Raw genomic sequence first — 12,701 nt, forward strand, 5'->3', positions numbered from 1 at the left:
CGGGCCACCCGCTCCCCATGGGTGACCCGGCAGCTGTCTTTGTGCTCAGTGCCCGCGGGTCCGAAGTGACCGCAGGTGCTTCGCCGAACGGCGGGCGGTCCTGAAGGAGTCCTCCGGCTGGTCGTGCTCGACCAGCCAGTTGTGCTTCTTCCCGCCGTGCGTCCGGCCGACCTTCGTCAGGAAGCGCTTGTAGTCGATGTCACCGTCGCCGACGTCCACCATCCGGTAGCCGTCGTCGGACGTCTCGTCGTGCTCCCCGTCCTTCACGTGGAAGAGCGGATAGCGCTCCGGCTGCTTCAGGACGTACTCGACCGGTTCGAAGGGCGCCGGCGTGCCGTCAGGGCGGACGCTGAAGCGGTACTGGCCGGCGTAGGCCCAGTAGATGTCCATCTCCAGGTACACCAGGTCGGGGTCGGTCTCGGCGAGCAGCACGTCGTACAGGCGCACGTCCGGGCGGTCCTCGGCGAAGCCGAACTCCATCTGGTGGTTGTGCTGGTAGAACTTCAGGCCGCGCTTCCTCGCCGCGGCCCCGTATCTGTTGAAGTCCGCCGCCGCGCGCTTCCACCCGTCGACGGTGCGGCCGTAGCGGTCGGGGCTCGATGCCGTGCCCACATGGGGCAGCCCGAGCGCGGCGGCGTCGTCGACCACCTTCTCCAGCTGGGTGTCGAAGGTGTAATCGTCCGGGTTGCCGGAGTAGTAGCCGACGTGACTGCCGATGCCGCGCAGCCCGTACTCCCGCAGCAGCTTGCGCAGTTCGGCGAGTGAGATGTCCCCGGTCCCCTGGGTGTAGCCGGCGAACTCGACCTGTTCGTAGCTGTAGCGGGACAGTTCCTCGAAGACGGCGGCGAAGCCGAGCGAGGCCACCTTGTCGCGCAAGGTGTAGAGCTGGATGCCCAAGCGGCCCTTGGGAACGACCGGTTCGCCGCGGCCGTGCGCCGCGCCGGTGCGGCTCGCGGCGTGTGCCGTGCCCTCGGCGCTGCCCAGCAGCGATGCCGCGGCGGCGCCGGCGGCGACACCGAGGAAGCCGCGGCGGCGCAGTCGGCGGGACAGTTCGGCGTCCGGGGTGTTCGTCGTGCGTCTCATGTGTGCTCTCCCAGTGCGAGGTTGACGAGCAGGGACTTGACGTCGGTGGCGGGAAGCAGACCGGGGCCTTCGGCCACGCCGGGGCGTGAGCAGATGAAGACGGGCCCTTCGTCGCTGCGTCCGGGGAGCCGGCCGTGGCTGCCGCGCACCGGTGAGGGGTCGAGGGGTACGACCGCCATGCGGTAGCGCATGCCGGTCTTCTTGCGCGCGAGCGCGGTGGCGGCGCGCAGACGCACATACGGGTCGAGGGGGTCCATGAACAGCTCGGCCGGGTCGTAGCCCGGCTTGCGGTGGATCTCGACCAGCCGGGCGAAGTCGGGGGCGTGGGCGTCGTCGAGCCAGTAGTAGTAGGTGAACCAGGCACGGGGCTCGGCGACGGCGACGAGTTCGCCGGAGCGCGGGTGGTCCAGGCTGTGCGCCTTCTTGCCGCGCTCGTCGAGGACTTCAGCGACGCCGTCCAGGGACTCCACCACGGCCCGGGCCGCGTCCAGGTCGGCGGGATCGCGCACGTAGATGTGGGCGAGCTGATGGTCGACGACGGCGAAGGCACGCGAGGTGGTGGGGTCCAGGTACTCCATGCCGTCCTGGGTGTGCACTTCGAGCAGGCCCTCGCGGCGCAGCGCCCGGTTGATGTCGACTGCGCGGTCGACGCGGGTGATGCCGTACTCGGACAGCGCGATGACCGTGCGTCCTTCGGCGTCCGCGTCGTCGAGCAACGGGGCGAGTACGGCGTCGAGTTCGGCGGCGGCGCGGTGGGAGCGAGGGTCGTCCGGTCCGTAGCGCTGGAGGTCGTAGTCGAGGTGCGGGACGTAGCACAGCGCGAGATCGGGGCGGCGGGTGCGCAGCAGATGCCGCGTGGCCTCGGTGATCCAGCGGGAGGAGACGATGTCGGCTCCGGGTCCCCAGAAGTGGAAGAGCGGGAACGTGCCGAGGGCGTCGGTGAGTTCGTCGTGGAGTTCGGGCGGCCGTGTGTAGCAGTCGGGCTCCTTGCGTCCGTCGGCGTAGTAGACGGGGCGCGGGGTGACCGTCCAGTCGGTGCCGGCTCCCATGGCGTACCACCAGCAGACGTTGGCGACGGTGTAGCCGGGGTGGCGGGCGCGGGCGGCGTCCCACAGCTTCTCGCCGGAGACGAGGGCGTTGTGCTGACGCCACAGCAGCACCTCGCCGAGTTCGCGGAAGTACCAGCCGTTGCCGACGATTCCGTGCTCCTGCGGCGTGAGGCCCGTCAGGAAAGTGGACTGGGCGGCGCAGGTGACGGCCGGCAGCACCGTGCCCAGCGGCCGGTAGCTGCCCTCGCCTGCCATGGCGCTCAACCGGGGCATGTGGGCGAGGAGTTGGGGGGTCAGTCCGACGACGTCCAGGACGAGCAGCGGATTCGGCGCCTGGCCGTGCCTGCGGGGCCGGGGGGAACTCGACTCCTGCCGGGCCTCGTTCATGGCAGCTCCTTCAGGCCGAGGGCGGTCAGCATCTCCCGGGCGACGTCGAGTTCGGCCGCGATGCCGTCTGCCAGCTGTGAGCGGGTGCGGGGCCGCAGTCCGTGCGGGAGGGCCTGCCAGGTGTAGGTCTCCACTTCCAGATGGCGCGTCAGCGGGACCGCACCGCCGACGAGCCGGGTGAGCGCCGCCTCCAGCACGTCGAGCGTGGAGGTCAGCGGAGGCTCGGGCGGCGCGTGCAGCGGTACGTGGAAGTGCGATCGCCAGGGGACGGAGTCCGGCAGGGCTCCGGGCCGCAGGGCGTCGCCGAGGTCGTCGGTGCCGCGCACTCCGGCGGCGGTCAGTGCGCGGGTCTGGTGGAGGAAGCGGGGTTCGTCGAACGCCCCGAGTGCGGCCGGAACACCGTCGGCCGCGGGGTGTTCGGCGTGGAGCGCCGCGGAGAGCTGACTCTTCACGACGGGCACGCGGGCTTCGGCGAGGGCGTCCAGGGCCCGGCCGGGCTCCTCGAACTGGGTGGCGAGATGGCAGGTGTCGACGCATACGCCGATGCGGTGCGCGGGCGGGGCGTCCTCCCCTGCGAGCACCTCCAGCGCGTCGGCGATCGTCTCCACGGTGCAGCCCGGTTCGGGTTCCAGGCCGACGCGAATGCTGCGTCCGGTCGTCTCCTCCAGCGCGTCGAGGCGTGCCGCGAGGGTGCCGAGGGCGGACAGGGCCGCGCGCCGCCGCGCGGGTGTGAAGCCCTTGCGCCAGGCCAGCGGCAGCGTGGAGACGGTGCCTTCGGTCACGTCGTCCGGGAGCAGCGCGGTGAGGAGCCGTGCCAGGTCGGCGGTGTGCTCCAGCCGTTCGGGCTCGGTCCAATCGGGCCTGTAGACACGGTACTTGACGCGTTCCGCCCCGAACCCCTGGTAGGGGAAGCCGTTGAGGGTGACGACCTCGAGGCCGCGGCGGTCGAGTTCGGCGCGCAGCGCCCTCACGTCCGACGGGTCTGCGGTGAGTCTGCGTACGGCGTCGCGGGCCAGCCACAGGCCGATGCCGAGGCGGTCGCGGTGCAGTCGGCGGCGTACGGGTTCGGCGTGCTCGCGCAGTTGGTTCATGACGCCGTCGAGGTCCTCGGCGGCGTGCACGTTGGTGCAGTAGGCGAGATGGACGGTCGAGCCGTCGGGGTGCCGGAAGCGCATGTCAGCCGATCCCCCTCATTCCCCGCCGCGCAGAATGGAGTTGCCCTCGTGCGTGGCCGGTTCCGCCGGCGGCGCCGGTTCGAGTTCTGGTTCCAGACGGCCGCTCTGCCCGTAGAAGGCGACGGGGTTGCGCCACAGCACCTGGTCGACCTCGTCGTCGGTGAAGCCGGCGTCGAGCATCGCGTCGCCCACGGCGCGGGTCTTGAGCGGATCGCTGCGGCCCCAGTCAGCAGCGGAGTTGACCAGGACGCGGTCGGTGCCGTGCAGGCGCAGCAGCCGCACCATGCGGACCTCGTCCATCTTGGTGTCGGGGTAGATGGAGAAGCCCATCCAGCAGCCCGAGTCGGCAGCTTCCCCGACCGTGGCCTCGTTGAGGTGGTCGAGCACGACGCGCTCCGGCGGCAGGGAGGACTCACGGAGCACGTCGAGAGTGCGCCTCAGGCCCGCGGCCTTGTCGCGGTGCGGGGTGTGCACGAGGGCGGGCAGGCCGTGGTCGGCGGCGAGTTGGAGCTGCACGGCCAGCGCGGTGTCCTCGGCCGGCGTCATCGAGTCGTAGCCGATCTCGCCGACGGCGACGACGCCGTCCTTGACGAGGTAGCGGGGCAGTTCGTCGAGTACGGGCACGCAGCGGGGGTCGCCGGCCTCCTTGGGGTTGAGGGCGATCGTGCAGTGGTGGGCGATGCCGTGCTGGGCGGCACGGAAGGGCTCCCAGCCCAGGAGGGAGTCGAAGTAGTCGTAGAAGGACCCGGGCGAGGTGCGGGGCTGGCCGAGCCAGAAGGAGGGTTCGACGAGGGCGCGCACGCCCGCTTCGTACATGGCGGTGTAGTCGTCGGTGGTCCGCGAGGTCATGTGGATGTGCGGGTCGAAGATGCGCATCAGGACTCCTCGGGCGGGTGCGCGGGGGCGGGTTCCTCCGGTGCGCCGGTGCCGGCGGGCGGGCTCGCCGATCCCGTCAGGTCGAGGGCGCGGTGCAGATCCGCGGGTACGGGACGGCCGGCGGCGGTGCATTCGTGGGCGAAGTCGGTGAGCATCCTTGCCAGTTCGGCGTCGCCGCCGGCACGGCGCGCCAGCCCGGCGACGGCGCCGAGGGGGACGGAGGTGAACAGGCACTTCAGCACCGCGTGCCGCCAGCCGTGCGGATCGAGATGCGCGGCTGCGTACGGGCCGACGGCGGCGGCGACGAGAGTGGTGTCGTTGGCGCGCAGCGCGTCCTCGACCAGCGGCAGCGCCTCCGGTGCGGCGCCCGCGGGCAGCAGGGGCAGTGCGTGCAGCACGGCGGCGCGTTCGGCGGCGGTGCCCTGCCGGTACAGGCGCGTGAGCGTGTCCGTGCCCGCGGCTGCCGCGTGCAGGAGAAGGACGCGGGCGTCGCCTGCGGCCCTGCGTCCGCAGTGGCGTCCCGCGGAGGCGAAGTGCAGCTCCCAGGCGGCCTCCCCGGGCGCGCGCGCCGCATCCGCCAGCGCCTCGCGGAGCCAGTTGCGGCCGGTGTCGTCCAGTTGGCAGTCGAGCCGGTCCTCGATGCCCTGGAGCGTGGGGTGTTCGTCCGCGTGGGGAAGCCGCGGGGCTGCGGGATCCGGGTCGTGAGGGGCTCTGGGATTCAGCATGGTGCGGCTCCTCTCTCCTTCCCGGGCAGCAGGTCTTCCGTGGCTCCTCCGGGGCTGGTTCCGCCCCCTGGACCTACCGCCTCGGCCTCGGCCCGCCGCAGGAAGCGGAGTGCGTCGCGGGCGCAGTCGGGGCCAGCGTGGGAGTGGCGGGGCAGTTCGACGGTGACCAGTCCCCCGTACCGCGACTCGCGCAGCGCGGCGAGGACCGGCGGCACGTCCAACTCCCCCTCGCCGAACGGGAGATGTTCGTGCACGCCGCGCCGCATGTCCTCGATCTGCACATGCCGCAGCCAGGGGGCCGCGGCCCGTACGCACTTGTGCGGCGCCTCGGACTCCAGGCACAGGCAGTGCCCGACGTCCAGGGTCAGACCGAGGCCCTCCGGCTCGCCGAGTCCGGAGCGAAGCCGGTGGAACGCCGCCAAGTCGCCGAGCAGATGGCCCGGTTCGGGCTCGACGGCCAGCGCCACGCCCGCGGCCCGTGCCGCCGAGAGCAGCGCGTCGACGCCGTCGACGAAGCGGGGCCAGGCGCTGTGCACGTCGGCGCCCTTCGGCAGGGAGCCGCTGAAGAAGTGCACGGCGTGCGCGCCGAGATCGGCGGCCACGCGTACGGCTTTGAGCAGCAACTCCAGTCGGGCCGCGCGTGCTTCGGGGTCGGGGTCCAGGAGGGTCGGGTGGTGCTTGCGGCGGGCGTCGAGCACGTAGCGGGCTCCGGTCTCCACGGTCACCGACAGCCCGTGCCGGCCGAGTGCCCTGCCCACGGCGGCCGTCCGCCGCGCCAGGTCGGGTGCGAGCGGGTCGAGATGCATGTGGTCGAGGGTGAGTCCCACGCCGTCGTAGCCCAGGTCGGCGAGGAGGGCGAGAGCGTCCCCGAGCCTGAGATCGGCGAGGCCGTTGGTGCCGTACGCGTAGCGCAGGCCTGGGTGCTGCGAGTCCTGTGCGGGCGCGGTCATGTGGGGCTGACCTTCCGTGAGAGCCGGGCGGCCGACGGCAGCAGCGCGAGGACCAGGGCGGCCGCTCCGGGCCGTCCCGCACGCGCACCCAGCGCGGCCTGGAGCGGGATCGTGGCGCGGATTCCGCCCCCGACGGCGCGCTGCAGCAGCGGGGGCGACGGGTTGAGGACGGCGTGGACGAGCGGGCGCGCGGCTGTGGCTGCGTACGCCGCGGCCATCAGCGCCCCGGCTCTCCCCGTCGTCCCGCCACGAGCGCCCCCCAGGGCTCCCCCGGCGCCGGCCGCGACCGCTCCGACGGCGCCCAGCGCCGCGAGGGGCACCGCCGATGACGCGCCGAGCGTCTCCCGTCGCGAGACCGTGGTCACGGCGAAAGTGTGGGCTCCGAGGAGTCCGGCGGCCTGCAGCACCTCGCGGCGCACGCCGGGCCGGCGGCGGACCGGGTGCGCGGAGGCGGACGCGGTGGCCGCCGCGCCCATGACGAGGTCGAGTCCGCGGGCGGCGGACATCGCGGCGGGCCCGAGTGCGGTGTGCTTGAGCCGCAGGTCGTAGGCCCAGACGGTGCCGGCCAGCGCGGTGGCCGTGAGCAGCGCTCCGCGGCCCGCTGCGGCGGCCAGGCCGAGTCCCGCGGCCGTCAATACGGCACCGGCCGCCAGCGCCCGTGCCGGGGTGATGCGTCCGGACGGTATCGGGCGACCGGGGCGTTCGACCGCGTCGATGTGCCGGTCCGAGTAGTCGTTGAGGGCCATGCCCGCCTCGTACAGGCACAGCGACGACCCGGCCGCCAGCACCGTGCGGCGGTTCGGCCGGTGCCCGGCTGCCGCGGCGCCCGCGACCGCGTCGCCGGGCACCGTGAACAGGGCCGATACACGCAGGAGTTCGGCCCAGGCGGCAGCACCGGTGCCGCTGGGTTCGCGGGTCGCGCTCCCGCCCCTCACGCGAGCGCCCGCAACCGGCCGGCCAGGGCGAGCAGTTCGTGCCACTGTCCCGGCAGGTCCGCGGGTCCGCTGTCGGGATCCTTGAAGTAGAAACCGAGCCCGCCGACCGCTCCCCCGATACCGGCCTCGTGGGCGCGGGCGACGATGCGCGCGAGGTCGAGCACGAGGGGCGCCGCGAGCGCCGAGTCGCAGCCCTGCCAGATGGTCTGGAGGACCATGCGGGAGCCGAGGAAGCCGTCGAAGGCGACGTGGTCCCAGGCCGTCTTCCAGTCCCCGAGCGCCGGAACGTCGTCGATGTGCAGCCGGCCCTCCGGCAGTCCGCCGAGGTTGTCGGCGAGCACGCGTTCCTTGCCGGCGTTCTTCGCGGCAGCGGCGCCGGGGTCGGCCAGCGACGCCCCGTCGCCCCCGCCGAGCAGATTGGTGCCCGACCAGGCGCGTACGGGCAGCGCGCGCTGCCCGAACATCGGCGCGAGCACGGAACGCAGCAGCGTCTGACCGGTCTTGCCGTCGCGGCCCGCGTGCGGCAGTCCGCAGCGGCGGGCCTCCTCACGCAGCGTTGGGTGGTGCAGCCCGGTGGACGGCGTGAAGTTCACGTACGCGCATCCGGCGCGGAGGGCGGCGGCCGCGTAGCGGGAGCTCGGGGGCAGCGCGGGATCGTCGTCGCCCGAAATGCCTTCCGTGGAGGCGACGTTGACCACGACCGTGCGGGCGAGCCCGTTATCCCGGGCGAAGTCCCTGAGGTCGGCGGCGAAGGTGCCGATCAGTTCGTCCTCGTCGCGGGGGTCCTGAGGCAGCGGGCCGCCGGGACGTATGCACGCGTCGGCGGCGGCGAGGCAGTCGTGCACGGCGGCGGGGAGGCCGTGCGGGAGGACACCGGCCGCGACGAGTTGTTCGGCGCGCTTGGGCAGCGGGCACGACGCGGTGTCGTGGCCGCCGAAGACGAGCCGCCCGAGCGGTGGCAGGCCGCATCCGGCGAAGGCGGCGGTCTCGGTGACCATGCCGGTCGGGGGATGCATCCCGGAGGCGAGAGCGGCGCAGCCGGCGATCGCCGTGGTGGCGACGGAGCCGCGTGCTCCGATGAGCCACACTCCGGTGCGGGCGCCGTCCGGGGTGGCGTCGGGCTGGTTCGCATTGACTTCGGTCACGGCCTGCCTCCGCTGTGAGGGGGTGTACGGGTGGACCGGGTGTCGCGGCGTGTCGCGGTGTGTCGCGGGATGACGCAGTGAGGGGGCCGAACGGCGCCGCACGGAACCGGAGTTGAGGAGTTGCACCTGCCGGAGTCGTGACGGAGCCGGGTCGGGACGAGCGGGCGCCGGGCCGGTGCCGTTCCGGTTCGGCGCGGTCGGGGGGTGCGGCACCCGGGTCGGGCACCGCACCGTTCACGGCTGGGGCGGCGGGGAGGAGTCGGCGTTCTCCTCGCCCGCCGCCTGTACGGGTCCGCGGCCCCCCTCGGACCTGCGGACACCGTGTGGACGGACCGCAGGCTGCGGCCAGTCATCCGGCGTGTGCCGGACGGCGGTTCACATTCGGGCCCGGTCCCGCCTGCCACCGGGCGGTGGGGCGCGGCCGGGCACTCGGCTCAGTGCTCGCCTCCCTCGTGAGCCCTGTCGCCGGAGGCTGTGGCGGGCGCCAGTTGGCGCAGTCTGATGTCGCGGAAGGCCACGTCGTCGCCGTCGCCGTGGTTCTGCAGGCCGATGTGGCCGTCGGTGAGGCTGCGTGCGGGGTCGGTGTTGGTGAAGTCGTTGATGCGGGTGCCGTTGAGCCAGACCTGGAGACGTTCGCCCTCGACGCGGATCTCGTAGGTGTTCCACTCCCCGGGCGGGTTGAGTGCCGCGTCACGGGCCTCGAGGTCGGCCGACTGGAATCCGTAGACGGAGCCGGTCGTCTTCTCCGGTACGTCCGTCGCGTCGATCTGGATCTCGTAGCCGTTGTCGACCGCCGACCACGGGTCGTCCGAGGCGGGAAAGCCCACGAAGACACCGGAGTTGTCGTCCCCGGTCATCTTCCAGTCGAACTTCAGCGAATAGCTGCCCTGTTGCTCGGCCTGGTACCACAACAGGCCCATCCCGCCGACGGTTAGGAGGGTCCCGTCGTCGCTCTCCTCGAAGTGACCGGGCCCGGCCTGCTTCCACTCGCCGAGCCCGGTGCCGCTGTCGTAGACGGCCGTGTAGCCGTTCTCCGGACGGCAGTCGGCCTGCGCGGCCCCCGTCGCCCAGCGCACGCCGCCGAGCAGATGCGCGCGGAAGGCGTCGTCCGCGTAGGACTCCTTGATGTGTCCGCCGCCGGTGTAGAAGGCCCGGCCGCCGCCGTACTCCTGGCACCAGGCGATGGGATGGTCGCCGCCCATGGTGCCGCCCGTGTACGAGCCCTCGTCGAGGGCCGCCAGGACGTGGACGTTCTCCCGCGGGTTCGAGCGGTAGTTGTACCACTCGTCGGTGCGTTCCCAGACGGTGCCCAGGTGGGCGGTGGCCGGGTTGGCCCTGTCCTCGACATCGACCGTGGCGGGCTGGATCGCCGGGTGCGAGTCGAACCACGCGCCCACGAGCCCGCCGTACCACGGCCATTCGTACTCGGTGTCCGCCGCCGCGTGCACGCCGACGTAGCCGCCCCCGTCCTCGACGTACCCCTCGAAGGCGGTCTGCTGTGCCTCGTTGAGCACGTCACCGGTCGTGGAGAGGAAGACCACCGCGTCGTAGGCGGCGAGACGTCCCGGGGTGAAGTCGCCGGCATCCTCCGTGGCGTCCACGGTGAATCCGTTCTGCTCACCGAGCTGGCGGAGCGCCTCGATCCCGTCGGGGATGGAGTCGTGCCGGAAGCCGGCGGTCTTGGAGAAGACCAGCACGGATTCGCCCTCGTGCGGCGGCTTCTTCTGCGCCGAAGCCTGCACCGGCATCGCTGCCGTCGCCGTCAGCAGCAGCGCCGAGGCCGCGGTGAGGGCCGCACGTGTCGTGCACGCCCTTCGTGCCGGACGAGCGGTGCGTGCCGGCCGAGCGGTGCGTGATCTGCGTGTTCGTCTCATGTGCTCTCCTCCTCTCAGCCGGTGGTGACCTTGAAGCTGTCCAGGTCGAACAGGTCGCCCGCGCCGCCCTTGAACACCAGGCAGAGCTTGCCGGTGCCCTGCGGGGCGTTCTCGATGGATGTGGTCACGTCCCGCCAGCCGTCGCCGGTGCCGACCTCGGCGGTGCCCAGCAGGGTGCCGTCCGGGCCTCCCGCACGTACCTCGACTGTGCCGCTCGCGCTGCCGCTGCTCTTGACGCGCGCGGACAACTCGGTGACGTGCTCGGTGACATACGGGTCGAAGGAGATCCACTGGCCGTCGTCCACGCCCGTCACCGCGCGTCCGCCCTCGGCGCCCTCGGCGTCGGCAACGGTCACACCGTCGGCCGATGCGGTGAAGTGCTCGGCCTGCCGGTGCTCGGGCTGGAGGATGCTCTGGTCGTGACCGGTCAGCGGGTCCTGTCCGCCGCCTCCGTTGTCGGTGTACTCCGCGTCGAAGACCCCGAAGATGTCGGCGTTCGGGTCGTGTTCGCCGTCCGCGCTGGTCTTGATGGTCCCGGAGCAGCCCTTGGCCGAGGTGATCGGGTGGCCGTGGCTGTCGTGGCCGAGACCGTAACTGACCTCGACCTTGGAGCAGTCGATGTCGCCGTCCTCCGGGTCGGTCACCTCCACCTTGAAGGGCACCTCGTCACCGAAGTTGAACGGCTGCCCGTCTTGCGGGAGTTGAAGCTGCACCGTCGGCGCGGTGTTCCCCACGGTGACGATGACGCTCGCGCTGCCGGTGCGACCGCCGGGGTCGGTGGCCGTCACGGTCGCGGAGTACGTGCCGTTCTCGGTGTACGTGTGCGTCGGGTTCGCCTCCTCGGAGGTGGCTCCGTCACCGAAGTCCCAGCTGTAGCTGAGCTCGTCGCCGTCGGCGTCGCTGCTGCCCTCGGAGGAGAAGGCGACCTCCAGCGGCGCCTGCCCGCTGGTCCTGTCCGACTTGGCCTCCGCGATGGGGCTGTGGCCGTCGGTGGCGTTCTCGATCCGGTAGACCGCCGAGTGCTCGTCACCGTTGAAGAAGCCGGTGCCGTAGTCGAGCACGTAGAGCGCACCGTCCGGGCCGAACTCCATGTCCATCACCTGAGTGCCGCTCCAGGGGAAGGAGTTGATGGACGTGACACCTCCCGAGCTGTCCTGCTCGATCCGCTTGATCCAGCGCCGCCCGAACTCGCCGGCGAAGAAGTCCCCGTCGTACTCCTTCGGGAACTTCACAGCCGAGTCGAGGTCCTTGTCGTAGCGGTAGACGGGGCCTCCCATGGGCGACTCGGAACCGTCGCCGAACTCCGGTACGGACGCGCCGTCGTAGGGGATCCAGGCCGCCTGCGCGGGGGGCAGATCGGTGAGGCCCGTGTTGTTGGGCGACTCGTTCTTCGGGGCGGCGCAGTCGAACTTCCCGCCGGACCCGCCGCTGCCGAAGTCGTAGTCGGTGTAGGCATCGTTGTCGCCGGTGCAGTACGGCCACCCGTAGTTCCCCGCCTCGGTGACGCGCGCGAACTCCACCTGTCCGGCGGGGCCGCGGGCCGGGTCAGCAGCGCCGGCGTCGGGGCCGTAGTCGCCGACGTAGACGATGCCCGTGGGCTTGTCGACGGTCATGCGGAACGGGTTCCGGAAGCCCATCGCGTAGATCTCGGGACGCGTCTTCTCGGTGCCCGGCTCGAAGAGGTTGCCCTCCGGGATGCCGTACGAGCCGTCACCCTTCACCTTGATGCGGAGGATCTTGCCGCGCAGGTCGTTGGTGTTGCCGCTGCTGCGCTGCGCGTCGAACGCCGGGTTGCGGTCGGCGCGTTCGTCGATCGGCGAGTAGCCGTCCGACTGGAACGGGTTGGTGTCGTCCCCGGTGGACAGCAGCAGGTTGCCGTCGGCGTCGAAGGCGATGTCGCCGCCGACGTGGCAGCACAGACCGCGGCTGGCGGGGACTTCGAGGATCTTCTTCTCGCTGTCCGCGTCGAGGGTGCCGTCCTCGTTCAACACGTATCTGGAGAGGCGGTTCACTCCGTCGAACGGCCTGAAGTCGTCGGGATTCCCGGTCTCGGGGGCGTCGCCCTCGGGGGTGTTCAGGGGCGGCGCGTAGTAGAGGTAGACGAAGCGGTTGTCCTTGAAGCCGGGGTCCACGCCGACGCCTTGGAGCCCTTCCTCGTCGTGGCTGTAGACGGGGATCTCCCCGGCGACCTTTGTGGCGCCGCCCTTGTCGGTCAGCCGCAGGGTGCCGTCGCGCGAGGTGTGCAGCACGGAGCTGTCGGGCAGCACGGCGAACGTCATCGGCTCGCCCGTCTCGGCGGCCCCCTTCGCCAGGGTGACCTGCTGGAAGTCGGCGGCCTTCTTGGCGGCGGCCGCGCCCTGCGGCGCTTCCAATGCCGAAGCCGGGGTGGCCGGGGCGGCACCGAGCGTGAAGCCGCCGGCGATCAGGACGCCGGAGACGAGAAGGGCAATGCGGGAGCGGAACGCGGCGCGTGGCCGTCGCGGCAGCCGCGGCAGCAGCAGG

Annotated in this window: 10 protein-coding genes; all 10 read right to left on the minus strand. The window is 72.1% G+C overall.

Features of this window, described 5'->3' with window-relative positions:
- Positions 1-45: 45 nt before the first annotated feature.
- The gene (locus G4Z16_RS04175) at positions 46-1,083 is read right to left on the minus strand and encodes a sugar phosphate isomerase/epimerase family protein (protein WP_197349238.1); all 1,038 of its coding nucleotides are present in this window, start codon (positions 1,081-1,083) and stop codon (positions 46-48) included.
- Positions 1,080-2,519: an alkaline phosphatase family protein gene (locus G4Z16_RS04180; protein WP_197349239.1), complete on the minus strand. Its 1,440-nt coding sequence runs from the start codon at positions 2,517-2,519 to the stop codon at positions 1,080-1,082. Before G4Z16_RS04180 ends, G4Z16_RS04175 begins: the two co-directional genes overlap by 4 nt.
- Entirely contained in the window at positions 2,516-3,694 is a 1,179-nt protein-coding gene (gene eboE, locus G4Z16_RS04185; RefSeq protein ID WP_197349240.1) for a metabolite traffic protein EboE, read from the minus strand. Before eboE ends, G4Z16_RS04180 begins: the two co-directional genes overlap by 4 nt.
- A 15-nt stretch (positions 3,695-3,709) precedes the next feature.
- Positions 3,710-4,570, minus strand: a complete 861-nt coding sequence (locus G4Z16_RS04190) for a TatD family hydrolase (RefSeq protein WP_197349241.1) — start codon at positions 4,568-4,570, stop codon at positions 3,710-3,712.
- A complete protein-coding gene (locus tag G4Z16_RS04195; protein WP_197349242.1) occupies positions 4,570-5,295 on the minus strand; it encodes an EboA domain-containing protein in 726 nt (241 codons plus the stop codon). Before G4Z16_RS04195 ends, G4Z16_RS04190 begins: the two co-directional genes overlap by 1 nt.
- A complete protein-coding gene (locus tag G4Z16_RS04200; RefSeq protein WP_197349243.1) occupies positions 5,289-6,245 on the minus strand; it encodes a sugar phosphate isomerase/epimerase family protein in 957 nt (318 codons plus the stop codon). The genes G4Z16_RS04195 and G4Z16_RS04200 overlap by 7 nt, the downstream gene beginning before the upstream one ends.
- Positions 6,242-7,180 carry an SCO3242 family prenyltransferase gene (locus G4Z16_RS04205; RefSeq protein ID WP_246530671.1) on the minus strand — a complete coding sequence of 313 codons (939 nt, stop codon included), beginning with the start codon at positions 7,178-7,180 and terminating at the stop codon, positions 6,242-6,244. Before G4Z16_RS04205 ends, G4Z16_RS04200 begins: the two co-directional genes overlap by 4 nt.
- Positions 7,177-8,325 carry an inositol-3-phosphate synthase gene (locus G4Z16_RS04210; protein WP_197349245.1) on the minus strand — a complete coding sequence of 383 codons (1,149 nt, stop codon included), beginning with the start codon at positions 8,323-8,325 and terminating at the stop codon, positions 7,177-7,179. Before G4Z16_RS04210 ends, G4Z16_RS04205 begins: the two co-directional genes overlap by 4 nt.
- 434 nt (positions 8,326-8,759) lie before the next feature.
- On the minus strand, positions 8,760-10,199 hold the full coding sequence (locus tag G4Z16_RS04215; protein ID WP_197349246.1) for a ThuA domain-containing protein: 1,440 nt from the start codon (positions 10,197-10,199) through the stop codon (positions 8,760-8,762).
- A gap of 14 nt (positions 10,200-10,213) precedes the next feature.
- Positions 10,214-12,700 (minus strand): PQQ-dependent sugar dehydrogenase, encoded by a 2,487-nt coding sequence (locus G4Z16_RS04220; protein WP_425508146.1) that lies wholly within the window; start codon positions 12,698-12,700, stop codon positions 10,214-10,216.
- Position 12,701 lies beyond the last annotated feature (1 nt).

The organism is Streptomyces bathyalis (assembly GCF_015910445.1).
GTDB classification, from domain to species: domain Bacteria; phylum Actinomycetota; class Actinomycetes; order Streptomycetales; family Streptomycetaceae; genus Streptomyces; species Streptomyces bathyalis.